This window comes from Amycolatopsis sp. NPDC049252 (genome assembly GCF_043197175.1).
In the GTDB taxonomy this organism is placed as follows: Bacteria; Actinomycetota; Actinomycetes; order Mycobacteriales; family Pseudonocardiaceae; genus Amycolatopsis.
This window is the reverse complement of record NZ_JBICSQ010000136.1, coordinates 1-14,325: the sequence shown is the minus strand read 5'-3', so window position 1 is coordinate 14,325 and position 14,325 is coordinate 1. Positions and strand designations below refer to the sequence as shown.

At 69.0% G+C, this 14,325-nt stretch carries 15 protein-coding genes; 8 read left to right on the top strand and 7 right to left on the bottom strand.

The window, feature by feature from the left end; genetic code table 11:
* The coding region (locus ACGFMK_RS47115; protein ID WP_392778004.1) for an ANTAR domain-containing response regulator at window positions 1-378 on the top strand (378 nt) is incomplete at its 5' end.
* 388 nt (window positions 379-766) lie between these two features.
* Here ACGFMK_RS47115 and ACGFMK_RS47110 read toward each other — a convergent pair.
* Window positions 767-1,519, bottom strand: a complete 753-nt coding sequence (locus ACGFMK_RS47110) for a substrate-binding domain-containing protein (RefSeq protein ID WP_392778001.1) — start codon at window positions 1,517-1,519, stop codon at window positions 767-769.
* Between the two features lie 430 nt (window positions 1,520-1,949).
* On the opposite strand from ACGFMK_RS47110, the gene ligD reads away from it, so the two are divergent.
* Window positions 1,950-3,929 carry a DNA ligase D gene (gene ligD / locus ACGFMK_RS47105; RefSeq protein WP_392777998.1) on the top strand — a complete coding sequence of 660 codons (1,980 nt, stop codon included), beginning with the start codon at window positions 1,950-1,952 and terminating at the stop codon, window positions 3,927-3,929.
* A 280-nt stretch (window positions 3,930-4,209) separates the two neighbouring features.
* On the opposite strand, the gene ACGFMK_RS47100 is transcribed toward ligD, so the two are convergent.
* From ACGFMK_RS47100 to ACGFMK_RS47085, 4 genes are all read right to left on the bottom strand, one after another.
* On the bottom strand, window positions 4,210-5,061 hold the full coding sequence (locus tag ACGFMK_RS47100; RefSeq protein ID WP_392777995.1) for an LLM class flavin-dependent oxidoreductase: 852 nt from the start codon (window positions 5,059-5,061) through the stop codon (window positions 4,210-4,212).
* Window positions 5,062-5,120: 59 nt separating this feature from the next.
* Window positions 5,121-6,440 (bottom strand): NAD-dependent epimerase/dehydratase family protein, encoded by a 1,320-nt coding sequence (locus ACGFMK_RS47095; protein ID WP_392777992.1) that lies wholly within the window; start codon window positions 6,438-6,440, stop codon window positions 5,121-5,123.
* Between the two features lie 41 nt (window positions 6,441-6,481).
* Window positions 6,482-6,838, bottom strand: coding sequence for a hypothetical protein (locus ACGFMK_RS47090; protein WP_392777989.1), 357 nt, complete (start codon window positions 6,836-6,838; stop codon window positions 6,482-6,484).
* A gap of 217 nt (window positions 6,839-7,055) precedes the next feature.
* Window positions 7,056-7,553, bottom strand: coding sequence for an N-acetyltransferase (locus ACGFMK_RS47085; protein WP_392777987.1), 498 nt, complete (start codon window positions 7,551-7,553; stop codon window positions 7,056-7,058).
* A gap of 139 nt (window positions 7,554-7,692) precedes the next feature.
* Here ACGFMK_RS47085 and ACGFMK_RS47080 point away from each other — a divergent pair, with 139 nt between their 5' ends.
* Entirely contained in the window at window positions 7,693-8,145 is a 453-nt protein-coding gene (locus ACGFMK_RS47080; RefSeq protein WP_392777984.1) for a hypothetical protein, read from the top strand.
* A gap of 720 nt (window positions 8,146-8,865) precedes the next feature.
* Here the strand turns inward: ACGFMK_RS47080 and ACGFMK_RS47075 are convergent.
* The gene (locus ACGFMK_RS47075; RefSeq protein WP_392777982.1) at window positions 8,866-9,396 is read right to left on the bottom strand and encodes a TetR/AcrR family transcriptional regulator; all 531 of its coding nucleotides are present in this window, start codon (window positions 9,394-9,396) and stop codon (window positions 8,866-8,868) included.
* Window positions 9,397-9,543: 147 nt separating this feature from the next.
* Between ACGFMK_RS47075 and ACGFMK_RS47070 the strand changes: the two genes are divergently transcribed.
* The 4 genes from ACGFMK_RS47070 to ACGFMK_RS47055 all read left to right on the top strand — a co-directional run bounded on the left by ACGFMK_RS47070 (window position 9,544) and on the right by ACGFMK_RS47055 (window position 12,643).
* On the top strand, window positions 9,544-10,440 hold the full coding sequence (locus ACGFMK_RS47070; protein WP_392777979.1) for an SDR family oxidoreductase: 897 nt from the start codon (window positions 9,544-9,546) through the stop codon (window positions 10,438-10,440).
* 45 nt (window positions 10,441-10,485) lie between these two features.
* Entirely contained in the window at window positions 10,486-11,172 is a 687-nt protein-coding gene (locus tag ACGFMK_RS47065; protein WP_392777977.1) for a DUF998 domain-containing protein, read from the top strand.
* A gap of 188 nt (window positions 11,173-11,360) precedes the next feature.
* A complete protein-coding gene (locus ACGFMK_RS47060; RefSeq protein ID WP_392777974.1) occupies window positions 11,361-11,600 on the top strand; it encodes a TrfB-related DNA-binding protein in 240 nt (79 codons plus the stop codon).
* A complete protein-coding gene (locus ACGFMK_RS47055) occupies window positions 11,597-12,643 on the top strand; it encodes a hypothetical protein (RefSeq protein WP_392777971.1) in 1,047 nt (348 codons plus the stop codon). The genes ACGFMK_RS47060 and ACGFMK_RS47055 overlap by 4 nt, the downstream gene beginning before the upstream one ends.
* Before the next feature lie 29 nt (window positions 12,644-12,672).
* Here the strand turns inward: ACGFMK_RS47055 and ACGFMK_RS47050 are convergent, their stop codons facing one another.
* On the bottom strand, window positions 12,673-13,401 hold the full coding sequence (locus ACGFMK_RS47050; protein WP_392777968.1) for a hypothetical protein: 729 nt from the start codon (window positions 13,399-13,401) through the stop codon (window positions 12,673-12,675).
* A gap of 438 nt (window positions 13,402-13,839) precedes the next feature.
* Between ACGFMK_RS47050 and ACGFMK_RS47045 the strand changes: the two genes are divergently transcribed.
* Window positions 13,840-14,325, top strand: a 486-nt coding sequence (locus ACGFMK_RS47045) for a hypothetical protein (protein WP_392777965.1), incomplete at its 3' end; no start/stop codon positions are given.

Genomic DNA, 14,325 nt, shown 5'->3' with positions numbered 1-14,325 from the left:
CTCGGCTACCTGTCCACGCCGTTGTTCATCGACCGCGAGTACCACGGTTCGCTCAACCTGTACGACACCGGCGGCACCAGCTTCGGCGCCCTCGACGCGGCGTTGCTGGAGCTGTACACCACCGCGGCCGAAGCGGCTCTTCGCAGCGCCCGCCGGCAGCAGTCCGCCCGCGAGACCACGGCCCAGCTGACCACGGCGCTGACCTCTCGCGCGGTGATCGACCAGGCGAAAGGCATCCTGATGGCGCTCCATCACGTTTCCGCCGACGACGCTTTCGAGCTGCTCGTCAAGGCTTCGCAGCAGCGGAACGTGAAGCTGCGCGAGGTGGCTCAGCAGTTCGTCGCCTCGGCTTTCGACGTCCCCGGCCAAAAGGGCTAAGTACCCTGCCCTGGCGGATGTCGGTGGGGCACTGTGGGTGGCTCGACGCGGGGTCGTGGAGTGCGCCTAGAACCAGGCGCCACTTCTCGCCTCTGACCCGGCGGTGCGGCACCGCGCGGCGCGGCCTGTCGCCCCAACCGATCAGCCCGTGTCGGCTTCCTCCGACGGGAGGCGTGATTCGACGCCGGCGGGACAAGCCGGTCCCGGTGGTGGCCTTGGTGACCGCCACCGGCGGCCAGGGCGCGGTGGCGCGGGGTGCCGGAGCCGCTCCCGGCGGACGTGCCCGCGGCTGTGCTGGTCGTCAAGCACCGTCATGCCGAGGACGTGGGCCACGTCCTCGGCGTGCCGCAGCGGTCGACTGCGCTGGCCTACCCGGCTTGCCGACCGGTCACCGTTGGGAGCTTTCGCGGACGACAAGCTTCGCGGGTATCGTGCGCCGCCAGGGCAGTTCGAGTGTTCCCCGAATTCCCTCGAGCACTTCGATCGCGAGGGTGCCCAGGCCGCTGTGGTCCTGTCTGACCGTCGTCAAAGGAGCCGAGTAGTACTCGGCGTCCGGGAGATCACCGAACCCCGCCAACCGGACGTCTCTCGGTACTCGTAAGCCCGCTTCCACCAGGGCACGCAAAATCCCCAACGCCATACTGTCGTTTGCCACGAAAATGGCGTCCAGACCCGATTCGTGGGCCAGCACCTGGCCGAGAACATAGCCGGACCGCACGGTCCAGTCTCCACGCAGGACCGGAGGAGCCGGCGCCCGGTGACGTCCGAGTGCGCTGCGCCACCCGCCTTCGCGTTCCCGCGCCTCGAACGAGGTTTCAGGCCCGGCGACGTGCCAGACGTTGGCTGCGCCTTCTTCGAGCAGATGCTCGGTGACCCGGCCTGCTGCCGCCCTGTCATCCGTCGCGACCACTGGAACCACCTCACAGTCGGCTCCGCCGACGACAACCAGGGGCAACTTGTCGGCCATCCGCTCGTAGTCGAACCGATCGGCGGACGGCGCGGCGATGACCGCCGCCGCGTCGATGCTCGTCCGCCGCGAGAGGCCGAGCAACGCGGCCCCGGCCGAGCCGTCGACGCCGAACGTCGATCGAACGGTCGAGTACCCGAAGCTTCCGGCCGCCGTCCTCACCGCGTTGGCCACCAGCGCACCTTCTCCGCACAAGCCCCGGGGCTCCACAATGGCCACGGTCCGGACCGGCGTCCGAGCGGGGCTGCGCTGCGGACCTTTTGACGCGGACAGGGGTCCCCCAAGCCAGGACTCAAGAGGCAGGCCACCGAAGGCGCGAGCCCGGTTAGTGAACAGCGTTTACTCGCCGCGAAGGTAGTCCGCCGCAGTCCTTGCGGTCAATATCGACCGTTCGGCCGCCACCCGAACGGCACACGTGGATGGTCCTCTGCCGAGGATCGCTTCACCCTCGACGAGAGCACGTCCGCTCGACGTTCGCAGCCATTGCCGGCCCCCGGCGGCGCACGCCAGACCGGCAAACGACAGGTCTATGACCTGCGTAAAGCCAGCGAAGCTAGGCCGAACGGGTTACGGTCGGAGCACCGAAGGCGGAACGGAGGCCGGCATGGCAGCGCGTGACACCTCCCGCGTCCCCGCCTGGGTCGAGCCGATGCTGGCCAAGGCCGACGGCGGGCGCCTGCGCAGCGGCCCCGAATGGGCCTACGAGTACAAACTGGACGGCTACCGCGCCGCCATGCGCATCGCCCCCGACGGCACCACCGTCCTCACCAGCCGCAACAACATCGACTTCACCGCCGAATTCCGCGACGTCACCGGCGTCCTCGACCTCGACGGCCAGGCCGCGCTGCTCGACGGCGAGATCGTCGTCTACAACGAACACGGCCGGATCGACTTCGAACTCATGCAGGAACGCCGCGGCCGCTACGTGAAACACCAAAGCTCCCTGCGCCATGACGAGCCCTTCGACGACCTCCCCGTCCGGTTCCTCGCCTTCGACCTGCTACAACTCGGCGAACGCAGCCTGCTGAGCGAGCCCTACGACGACCGCCGCCGCCTGCTCACCACGCTGCCGATGCCCGACCTCCACAAGGTCTCGGTCGTCCGCGCGGTCACCTTCGCCGAACTCGACGCCGACCACCGCTCCCCCGCCCACTTCCTCGCCCACGCCGCCGACGCCGGCTACGAAGGCGTCGTCGCCAAACTCCGCAACTCGACCTACGTCCCCGGCCACCGGCCCGACTCCTGGCTCAAGCACCCCTTCATCCAGACGACGGAAGTCATCGTCTGCGGCTGGCGCCCCGGCCAGCGCAGCTTCACCGGCACCCTCGGCGGCCTGCTGCTCGGCGCCCACGACCCCGCCACCGGCGACCTCGTCTACATCGGCGACGTCGGCACCGGCTTCTCCCAGGCCGCCCGCGCCGACCTCGTCGCCACCCTCCAGCCGCTCGAACGCCGCACCCACCCCTTCGCCACGACACCACCGCGCGAGGACACCGCCCGCGCCCGCTGGGTCGAACCCCAGCTCGTCGGCGAGGTCGTCTACCGGCAGTTCACCCGCGCCGGCCGCGTCCGCCACACCGCCTGGCGCGGCCTGCGCGCCGACAAGAAACCCGACGACGTCCTCGCCCCCCGCTCGACCGGCCAGGCGGCACCGGAGCCCACACCGCCGCCGGGACCGAAGATCACCGTGCAGGCCGGGAACCGGCGGCTGACCCTGTCCAATCTGGACAAGCCACTGTTTCCCGACGGCTTCACCAAGGGCGAAGTCATCAACTACTACTCCCGCGTCGCGCCCGTGCTGCTGCCGCACCTCGCGGGCCGCCCGGTGACGTTCATCCGGTTCCCCGACGGCGTGGGCGGCCAGCAGTTCTTCGAGAAGAACGCGCCGAAGGGCGCCCCGGAGTGGCTGCCGACCGTCACGCTGTCCAGCACCGGCTCCCGCTCCGGACGCGGTGAAGGGACGATCGACTACGCCCTGCTCGACGAACTGGCCGCCCTGGCGTGGGCGGCGAACATGGCCGCGCTGGAGTTGCATGTTCCCCAGTGGACGGTCGGGCCGGGCGGGACCCGCCGTCCGCCGGACCGGCTGGTGTTCGACCTCGACCCCGGCCCGGGCACGTCGATCGTCGACTGCTGCCGGGTCGCCGAACGCCTCCACGAGGTCCTGGTTTCCGACGGCCTGACACCGTTCGCGAAAACCTCCGGCTCCAAAGGCATGCAGCTCTACTGCGGCATCCGCACCGACGACCCGGTCGCGCCCTCGGCCTACGCCAAGCGCCTGGCCCAACGGCTCGCGCGCGAGGCGCCGGAAACGGTCACCGCCGTCATGGCCAAGGCCCAGCGCGCCGGGAGGGTGTTCATCGACTGGAGCCAGAACAATCCGGCCAAGACGACCGTCGCGCCCTACAGCCTGCGCGGCCGGGAACACCCCACGGTATCGACGCCGGTCACCTGGGACGAGGTCCGCGCGTGCCGGCACGTCAGCCACCTGACCTTCACCGCCGACGACGTCCTCGACCGCGTCCAAACCCACGGCGACCTGCTCGCCCCGCTCCTCGACGCCTCAAGCTATTCGTCCATTTAGGACGGACCGCGACCGGGATGTCCGAACCACCGGGAAAGAGTGCCGACAGGGCGAGTGCGGCCTCGCGTGCGTCCTCCCCCGCGCTGCCGGATTCGTTCTTCGCCCCGCCGGGAAGCAGCACCAGCAGCTGGCGATGCAGGCGGTTGCCGAACCTGGACCCAGTCCGTCTCGACGATCCACCGGCAAACGCGGCGCCACCGTCGCGTCATCGACCTGAGCCTGCCGCAAACTGTCATATTCGCGTGATTCGGCGAGTACTACAGCGACCCCACCGGGGAACCTACTTGCGTTCGTGGGCGACGTGTTCGCGTACCGCGGGGATCGTTTCGGCGGCGAAGCGTTCGAGCACATCCCGCTCGTCGCTGGCCAGGATGAAGGTGCTGACGCCGTCCTCCAGGGTCATCTCGGCCAGGGCTTCCGCGGTCTGCTGGCCCGGGAAGATGTTGAGCAGGCGGGTGATGTCGCGGGGATCGCGGCCGGCGGCGCGTGCGGCGTCGTCGATGACGGCGTTACCCTTGGCCAGGCCGCCGGGTTCGATGACCGGCAGGGACGGCAGCCAGCCATCGGCCTTGCGTCCGACCAGGTCCTGCATCTTCGGCTTGTGGGCGCCGAGCCAGATCGGGATGTGGTGTGCGGGTGCGGGTCCGCGCTCGGCGCCGTGGACCTCGTAGAACTCGCCCTCGACGGTGAGGGTGCCGGGCGCGTCGGCGTCCCAAACCCCGCGGATCACGTCGATCGCCTCGCCGAGGGCCGTCACGCCCTGCAGCGGGGTCAGCCGCCGTCCGCCGATCGCTTCCACGGCATCCCAATAGAAGCCGGCCCCGAGCCCGAGGCTCGTTCGTCCGCCGGAGAGCAGGTCGAGGCTGGCCATCGCGCGGGCGAGCACCGCCGGGGGGCGCAGCGGCAGGTTCAGCACGTTGCCGGACAGGCCGATGCGCTCGGTCCGCGCGGCCGCCCAGCTCAGCAGCGTCCAGGTGTCGAGGAAGTCGGCCTTGTAGGGATGATCCTGGAAGGTGACGAAGTCGAACCCGAGCCGCTCACTGAGCTGCGCCAATTCCACTGGACGGTGCGTGGGGTAATGGGCGGGAGAGATGAACGTGGCAAAACGCAGAGGATGACCGTAGTCGGGCATCGGTGTCTCCTTGAATTCGTGGTCGTTCCCGGCTGGGATTCGGAGGAAGACCGGGTGAGTCAACCGTTCTTGACCAGGTCGTTGACAGCCTGGGTGTCTTTGTAGAAGGCGTCCGCGCCGTAGATCTTCCCGTCGTGGACCCGGTAGTGCTCCACAACGGTCATCGGCAGTTGCCGCCCGCTCTTGCGCGAGGTGAAAACGGCGTCGAGCCGCAGCTCCACCACGTCGCCTGCCCGGACGATCTCGTGCCCACGCGCGGTGAGCTCCGCCAGCACGTCGATCTCACGGGTCAGGCGGGCGAACCCGTCCGGTCCTCGCCATTCCCCGCCCCAGGGCAAGCTCTCCGCCTCCCGCCAGACGGCGTTCTCGTCGACCATCGCCAGAGCCCCCTCTCCGCCCCGGACGAAGTCCTCCAGCGTGGCCACGTCGTCGTGGACCGGCGCGGTGACGGCGGGAAAGTAGTGGCCGTTGTCCAGATCGGCCAGCAGGCCGGGCCGGCCGGGTTCCCAGCCCAGGGTGCGGCGGGTGATGAGGTTGGACGCCGGATAGCTCCGGGCGGCGATGTTCGCGAGGATGCCGAAATACTCCGGCATCATCAATTCGTCCGCGGGGATGCTCACGACGGGCAGGTCCAACCGGCTGCCGATGGCCTCCGCGATCTCGCGGAAGGAAACACCCCCGTCCTCGACCGCGTGCCAGTAGCTGCCGGCCGGTCCTTTCTCCAGCGCCAGGCGGAATAGCGAGGCGAGATCGCGCACGTGTACCGCGTTCCACAGGTTCGTGCCGTCTCCGGGGAAACCGGCGAAACCCTTCTCCTTCGCCAGTGCGATCAGCAGGGGAAGGAAGCCGGCATTGTCGGTGGTGTCGTGCACGATGGTGGCGATCCGCACGACCGACGACCGGATCCCTCGTCCGGCGAGGTCGATCACGGCCCGTTCCACGGCGTTGCGAGCCCGCAGGGTGCCCTTGTGCTCGTCGCCGCCGGGCAGGGCCGGGTCCTCCTCGACGATCGGTCGTCCGAGGTCGCCGGGTGATCCGATGCTCCCGGCCACGACCAGTGGCTTGCCGGTGCCCGCGAGCGCCTCACCGTAGGCGTGCATGATCGGGAGCTCCGCCGCGGCCACGGCGCTCATCCCGCCGGCGGGGAGCAGGTCCTGCCGGTGGGCGACGTGGACGACACCGTCGGAGTCCGCGGCTGCTTCCTTGAGCCCGTCGAGGTCCTCGAGGTCGCCGCGCCGCACCGTCGCGCCGAGCGTGGTCAGCGCGGCGGCGGCCGTGTCCGATCGGGCCAGCCCCGTGACCTCGTGGCCGGCGGCGATCAGCTCGGGGACGATGAACGAACCGGAATGGCCGGTTCCGCCGGTGACGAAGACGCGCATCAGTACTCCCGGTCAGGGTTGGCGGAGCAGGGTGGGCGCGGTCAGCCGAGGAGCTCGGCGCCGAGGGCGATGTCGAAACCGGCGCCGCTGCGGGCCAAGCCCATCATCAGCAGGCCCGCTCCTTCCAGCCAGTGCGCCATCTCCAGGCCACCGACATCCAGCGGCCGCAGCCCGAGACTCTCGATGAACGCCGGCAGGGCGGCGGCGATCTGTTGCGCGCCGGACGTGCCCTCCGGGGTGACCAGGTCGGTGTCGTCGGGGCCGACGAACGTGTTGGAGATGTCGACGACGACCTTGCCGGCCGGGGTGGCGCCGAAGGTCCCCGTCGTGGCGCCGAGCGCAGCGGCGATCTCCGCGGCCTTGGCCGGGTCGCGGCCGATGACCCTGATGTTGGTCATGGTGTGTCTGCTTTCCGCGGCAGGGAGGGGCCCGTTTCCCATCGCGTCTGACACGCGATGCAGGGCGTTCACCTCCTGACGTTGCCACCGGCCCGCGCGGGAGTCCAAGACCTCTTTCGATCACGGCGATACCCTGGGAGCATCGCCGCAACGGCACGACCACACCACGATGAGAGGACCATCGAAGGGGCTCGATCCGGCTACCGCTTCGGACGTGTCACGAGACGGGCGGCAGCGCGAGCCAGTCCTGCCAGGTGATGTCGCGCCCCAGAAAGCGGGGCCGGCGGAAGGGCCAGTCGGCGGCGATCCACCGCGGCACCAGCGCGTCGAGCGCTTGCTCCACTTCGCCGCCGACGAGGTCGTCCACCACCCACCACGCCACCTCGCCGTCGGAACCGGTGCGCTCGGGCGGGTCGATGTACAAGCAGCCGAGGATCGCGGTCTCCGCTTCGTCCAGCAGCGCGTAGTTGAATGACTGGTGCGCGGCTATCTCCTTCTCGTGCCGCACCAGGTCGAGGCGGTCCTCCTCGTACGTCATCGTCTCCTTGGGCCAAGACCAGGCCGGACCGAAGATGCCCCACAAGCGCTCCCGGGAGCCCATCACAGCAGGGTAATCGAGAGCGGTGTCCGCCTCCCGGATCGGCCGCAGGTGAAGCCCGGTGCCGGGCACGGGCGTGTGGACGGGGTGGACGAAATCGTCGGGCAGCCAGCTCATAACGGCCGACGCTACACACTGGTCACCGTGGCATCCGCGCGATCATCCCCCAACGGGCCGATCAGATCCTGCCCGCGGCTGAACACGCGCTCATGCCGATGTGAGTGGCTTCCGACCTCGATCAGGGCAGGATGAGCACGTGGGCTACAGCGTCAAACTCATCAAGGGCGAGGTGGTCATCCCTGCCACCCGGACGGACCTCGCATTGAGTGCGATACGTGCGTTGGATCAGCACGACGATCTCAAGAGCGGGTGGACGCGGGTCGAGCACCCGGACGGGACCTTCGGCCGGCGACCACACTGGGCGTTCACCGATCCCGACGAGATAGCGACGGCGCAGTCCTTGACAGAGATGCTGCGAGCATTCCGGTACGAGGCAATGACGGAACCCGACGGCGAGATCTACGGCGTCGAATTGATCGGCGTAACGCGCAATGCAGGCGACGACGTACACTTCTGGCGAGCCCTCGCACCCTACGTCGAGAACGGTGGGGAGCTCATCTGGCTCGGCGAAGACGACAAGCTGCAGCGGTGGAGGTTCGACGGACACACCATGACGGTCGCTGAGGGTCTAATGTTTTTTCCCTGCTAACCCTGATCGACGCGGACGTCGCCCTGACCTGGGAACTGCTACGCGCTTCCGGATCCGGACTCAGCCCAGGTGAGGGTCCCCATGAAACGCATTCTATGCCATTGCTCGTGCCTGATCCGTCAGCAATTGGGTAGCCTGCTCGCGTGGAGTTCGTGGTTGCCGATGACGAGGCCTGGCTTTCCGTGTTCGGTCTCGCCCCACAATCCGAAGAGGCGTCCAGCGAGAAGCGGGTGCGGAGGTGCTCATACCCGTCTCCGCAACCGAGGAACTCCACGTCTCCTGGGACGTGGTCGAGCGCAGTGTCCGCGTTCGGCGAAAACAGGAGTCAAAGACATCGTCGACGTCTACCGCGAACAAACGACCCGCCTCACGGTCGACGACCACAACAGCGAGCCTCTCGTCCTGGTGGAGTACCACGCAGGAGGCTGCAGCGGCCGGACAGTCGTACGAACTCGACCGAATCTCACTTTGAAGGACATGTTCCTGCAGACGTGACCATCCGCTCCCGAACGTCCGCACATGCCGAGGAGCGTGCACCTGATCACCGCAAGGTGGCGCCGGCCCGCTGCGCCGATCTGAACGCCCTCGCTGAACCGGCTCCCAAGTCCGCGAAGATGCCGCGCCGGCGTCAGGATGGCTGATTGGTTCCTTGGCTCGATACCGCCGAGGCCGCCGCACGGCCCGACGTGAGCGGGCCGGAATGCGTACGCTCGCCGCCTGTTACGGCTCCGAGAATTGGGCTGCGCGTGTTCGCAGGTCGTTCAGGGCTGTGCCGGCGAGGGACAAGAACGGTTCGTCCTCGCCGGCCTTCATCCAGCGTTCGAAGGCGACCCGGAACGCCAGCAGGCCCAGGTTCGCCGCCAGCCGTGCCGTCAGGTCGTCCACGCCGCGCTCGCGCAGTGCATCGGCGATCGAACTGGTGACGCGGGCGTACTTGAGCTGGCCTCGTTCGTGCAGTTCGCTGTCGGCCGTGAGGATCCGGATGCGCCGGCCGGCGGCGGCCCGACGCTGAGGGGTCATCGTGTCCCCGACGGCAGCCAGAGCCGCCCGCAGGCACTCGATGAGCGTTGCCTCCGGCGGGGCGGCCCGGATGGCGTCGGCGAACAAGCCGGGCAGGACGTCCTCGCCGGCGAAGAGGACCTCGCGCTTGTCGGCGAAGTGCCGGAAGAACGTGGCACGGTTCAACCCCGCGCGCTCGGCGATCTGCGCGACGGTCGTGTCCTCGTACCCGTTCTCGACGAACAGGTCCAACGCGGCTGTTTCCAGGCGGCCACGCGCGTCAGGTGCCCATCTACCCACGGTCGGATTCTAGCGCGATGCGCTCAGGTCGCATCGGCAGACATGCGACTGGGTCGCATCAGCGTGCTACGGTTGATGCGACTCAATCGCATCACGAACGTGAAGGAGACCGTTGTGCGCATCTTCGTCACCGGCGCATCCGGCTGGATCGGCTCGGCCGTCGTGCCCGAACTCATCGGCGCAGGCCACCAGGTCCTCGGGCTCGCCCGCTCGGACACCACCGCGGACGCGGTCGCCGGCATGGGCGCCGACGTCCTGCGCGGCGACCTGACCGACCCCGATGTCCTGCGGGCCGGAGCGCTCGACAGCGACGGCGTCATTCACCTCGCCTATGAGCACGCCCTCGGCCAGGCCGGCGGGGCACCGGCCGACGCCAACGCCATCGCGGCCTTCACCGAGGCCCTCGCCGGCACCGGCAAGCCCATGGTCGTCACCGGCGCGACACTCACGACGCCCGGCCGGCCCGCGACCGAACGGGACGAACTCATCCCGCGAGGCCCCATCGCCGCCCGCATCACCACCATGCGGGCCGCCCTCGCAGCCGCGCAGCGCGACGTCCGGTCCTCGCTGGTCATGATCCCGCGCTCGGCACACGGCCGGGGCGAACGTCACGGCTTCATTCCCCAGCTCATCCGCCGCGCCCGCGCCGAGGGCGTGTCCGGCTACATCGGCGACGGGACCAACCGCTGGCCCGCCGTCCACGTGAACGACGCCGCGTCCCTCTACCGGCTGGCCGTCGAGCAGGCGCCCGCCGGCGCGGTGCTGCACGCCGTGGGCGACGAAGGCGTGGCGGTCCGGGAGATCGCCGAAGCCATCGGCCGCGGCCTGAACCTGCCGGCCGAGTCCCGGCCCGCCGACGAGTTCGGCCTGCCCTTGTCCGCGCTGCTCGGCGTCGACATGCCCGCCTCGAGCACCCTCACGCAGGAACTCCTCGGCTGGAAACCCACGCACCCCGGCCTCATCGAGGACATCGAGCAAGGCCACTACTTCCGCTGACCAGCGGCAGCTGCGCTATTCCTACGACAGATGGTGAGACGAACCATGAACAGTTCTCGTGCGTTAGCCAGGCTGCCCCTGTCCGCCGGCGTCCTGGTGGCGCCGATCTTCTACCTGACCGTCTTCACACAGGCCGCGACGCGCCGGGGCTACTCGTTGAGCCGTGTCGCGCTGAGCCTGCTGAGCCTCGGCGACGAAGGCTGGATCCAGAGCACCAACTTCATCGTCTGCGGGCTGCTCGCGCTGATCAGCGTCGTCGGTTTCCGCGCCGTGCTGGCCGGTCACCGGGGCGGCGTGTGGGGCCCGTTGCTGGTGGCGATCTACGGCCTCGGGCTGGTGATCGCGGGCGTCTGGCACCCCGACCCCGGCGCGGGCTTCCCGCCGGGCACCCCGCTGCACTCGACCGCGCCGATGAGCGGCCACTACATCGTGCACTGGATCGGGTTCATCCTGGTCAACGTCTCACTGATCGCCGGCTGCTTCTTCTTCGCCTGGGTGTTTCGTGGGCTCGGGCAACGCGGGTGGAGCATCTACGGTGTCGCGTCCGCCGTCGTCGGCGTCATCCTCGTGGTCGCCGGACTGGCCACCGAGAACTTCCTCGGACCGACGTTCGGAGGCCTGGTCATCTACTCATTCCTGTCGGCGGTCTCGGGCCGCCTCCTCGCGCTGACACCCACCGTGTCAGCGCGACCTGGCGAACGGCGCGTGGATCGGGCCGGCCAGCCCGCCTGACGCCGGACATCGATGTCGATGGGCAGCCGACCGGCAGGAAATGCTCGGTCGGCCGCCTCCTCTCCCCCCGAGTCCCGCACGGTCTGCCGGCTCCTCCCATGGCCGCTGAGGAGCCGTCGAGCGGCTCTGCGTCGCAGCATGACAACCCGGGGTTGACATTGACAACGGGGGGTTGTCATCATGCGTGGATGAACGGGCGACAAGGGCCTCAGTCGCAGGCCGAACTCATCAGCAGGTTGAAGGATGTGCGGGCCGCAGCCGTGGAGCACACCCGCGTCGCACGGGAACTGGCCCGAGAACGGCGGCAGCTGATCGAGGCGCTGCTGGCCGGCGGGTTGTCCCAGGCTGACATCGCGCGGGAACTGGGCGTGACGCGGCAAGCGATCCAGAAAATGGTCGAGGTCAGCGCCGAGAAGCCGCGGCGGTGAAACGCCGGGGCGTGCTCTACGACGTCGGCCGGGTCCTGTGGGGGAACTGGCGTCCCGTTTTCGATCCCGCGGTCGTACGCCGCGAGCTGCAGATCATCAGAGACGATTTGCGGTGCAACGCAGTCAAGATCTGCGGCCGGGACATCGACCGGCTGACTGTCGCCGCCGAAGCCGCCTTGGAACTGGACCTGGAAGTCTGGTTCTCGCCGGAACTGTGGTGCAAAGGCCCCGACGACACGCTGGCGCACGTCGTCACGGCGGCTCAAGCGGCCGAGCAGCTGCGCCGCCGCCACCCCGAGCGCCTGGTGTTCAGCGTGGCGACCGAGGCGACCTTGTTCGTGCGCGGCATCATCGCGGGACGCACGTTCCAGCGACGGCTGACCAACTTCCTGCCCGAGGTGCGCGCCGGCCACCACATCGCGCCGCTGCGGCAATTCCTGGCCCGCGCCACCCGTGACGTCCGGCAGGTCTTCGCCGGCCCGATCACCTACGCCGCATTGCCGTTCGAGCCCGTGGACTGGGATCTGTTCGACATCGTCAGCATCGATCACTACCGGGAGGCCCGGAACGAGTCCCGTTACGCGGACCCGGTCCGGCGTCTGCTCGGGCACGGCAAACCGGTCGTCGTCACCGAGCACGGAATGCGCACCTACCAAGGCGCCGACCGCGACGGCAACCTGGGCACCGGAATAACGGACTCCACGACAGCGGCGCTGCACCTTCTCCCGTTGTTCGGACGCCTCATCCGCCCACGCATCAGGGGGCACCACGTCCGAGACGAAGCACTACAGGCCCGAAGACTCGTCGAGGACCTGGCAATCCTCGACGCCGCCGGCGTAGACGGCACGTTCGTCTGCACCTTCCTGGAACCGCGCTCCACCCATGACCCGGATCCCCGCTTCGACCTCGACATGGGTGCGCTGAGCCTGGTCAAGACGTATGCCCGCGGTCGCGGGACCACGTACCCGGACATGACCTGGGAACCGAAGGAAGCCTTCCACGCGGTGGCCGAGGTCTACCGCGAGCGAGCCACTGGTCTCTGAGGCGCAGGGCGGGCCTCAGACAAGCGCCCTCAACGATCCGAGAGCCGTGACTCGGGAGGCGCGGGATCCAGCTCCGTCTCGGGCCACGACTGCGGCGCGGGGCCGAACGCGCGCCGGGCGGCTCGGACGGCCAGGGCGGCCACGGTCGCGTTGGCGCCACCGCCGATCACCGCGCCGATGCCGAACGGAGCCACCCGGCCCAGCACGATGACGCCCTGCTTGGTGCCGTACTTGGTGATGAAGTTCTTGCCCAGGACGCTGTTGATCTGGTTCAGCGTCGTCATGGGCACCTTGCCGACGAGCTGGCGGGCCCAGTGCTGACCGGTCCGCTCGGCGGCCTTGCCGATGATGGTCGAGGAACCGGACTGGCCGAGCAGGATCCCCATGACCAGCGTTCGCCGGCGTTCGATCTCGTCGAGCCGAACCCCGTGGACATCGGCGACCGAGAGCACGAACTGGGTGCTCAATTCGAGTGAAGAGAAGGCCTCACCCGCCGACAACGCCAGCGCGACCCCGGTGCCGACGGCGGGCGCGGCCGCGGTGGCCCCGACCGCGGCCCCGGTACCGGCGAGCGCGCTGACGAACATCCGCTCCAGGGTGCGCACGACCTCCGCCGGTGTCGCCTCCGGGTTGCGCTGACGCGCCCGGGCGATGTTCTTGCGCACCAGTGGTGCCTGTAAGCCGATGGCTTTGTCCAGCAGCGCGGGGACCGGCCCGCTCGACGCCGGCACCGGTCCTTCAAGGGCAGCAGACGCCACTGCGAGCTCCTTTACGTCCTCAGGGTGTCGCCCAGTCTCGCAGCCGGACGGCCCGAGCCGATCGATCACCCACGCCCGCCGCGCCACGTGTCTTCACCGGAACCAAGGGTAGGCAATGGCGCACCGTTCGGCGGCGCCAACCCTTTGTGCGCACGCGCCCGGGCAGCCTGAACCGAGGTACGGGAAACGCTGACCGCGTCACCGCACTGACCACGATCGGGCACCAGCCCAAGGCGCTGGAGCACCGCTCGCTCACGCCGCGATGAGGGTTGTGGCTGACCTCGCTGGAGTGGCATCGATCGGGGAGCTCTTACGTCGGCACCTCACGAACCGGTGACACCGCGCAAGGTCGTCGGCTGGATGGCAGCGGCCGGTGGAGGCACCACGCCAAGGTAAGCTGGAACCTGGCCAGGACCCGGCAAAATGGGAGTTCTTCAGGTGAGTGGTGCGCTGGTGAAGCGAGCCGCGAACACGGCCGGCGTGCTGGCCATCACCTGGGGTACCTGTTTTCTGATGACCCTGCCGTTCGGTCTCGGTGATCTCGGGTTTTCCCTGATCTTCGCGACTGCGCTGACGGCGGCGATCCTCCTCGTCGTCGGCGCCGGAATCCTGTTCAAGCGAGCGCTGGGACGCGCTGAAGAGGCGATGGGCAGCCAGCGCCTGAACACTTCAGCCCGGCTGCGGCTGGTGGAGATCAGCACCAACCTCTGGGATCACGTCCAGCCTCCGGCACGGCGACCAGACCCGTCAACATCAGGGATCCCGACGAAGAAAAGGGCTTTACAGGTGTACGGCCAAACCGGCCGAAGTCGATCGTTCCGCTGCCGTCCTGCCGGATCCGGGCGACCGGCGGCGGCAGCGTGCCGAGACACACCGACGCACGCGTCCTCCCCGAGAACCGGTCGGCCAGCACAATCCGCCGGT

Bases quoted from the DNA above. Each gene is read 5' to 3' on its own strand.
- ligD (WP_392777998.1), top strand. From the start codon at position 1,950: ATGGCAGCGCGTGACACCTCCCGCGTCCCCGCCTGGGTCGAGCCGATG.
- ACGFMK_RS47060 (WP_392777974.1), top strand. From the start codon at position 11,361: ATGAACGGGCGACAAGGGCCTCAGTCGCAGGCCGAACTCATCAGCAGG.
- ACGFMK_RS47095 (WP_392777992.1), bottom strand. From the start codon at position 6,440: ATGCGCGTCTTCGTCACCGGCGGAACCGGCCATTCCGGTTCGTTCATC.
- ACGFMK_RS47085 (WP_392777987.1), bottom strand. From the start codon at position 7,553: ATGAGCTGGCTGCCCGACGATTTCGTCCACCCCGTCCACACGCCCGTG.
- ACGFMK_RS47100 (WP_392777995.1), bottom strand. From the start codon at position 5,061: ATGCCCGACTACGGTCATCCTCTGCGTTTTGCCACGTTCATCTCTCCC.
- ACGFMK_RS47090 (WP_392777989.1), bottom strand. From the start codon at position 6,838: ATGACCAACATCAGGGTCATCGGCCGCGACCCGGCCAAGGCCGCGGAG.
- ACGFMK_RS47065 (WP_392777977.1), top strand. From the start codon at position 10,486: ATGAACAGTTCTCGTGCGTTAGCCAGGCTGCCCCTGTCCGCCGGCGTC.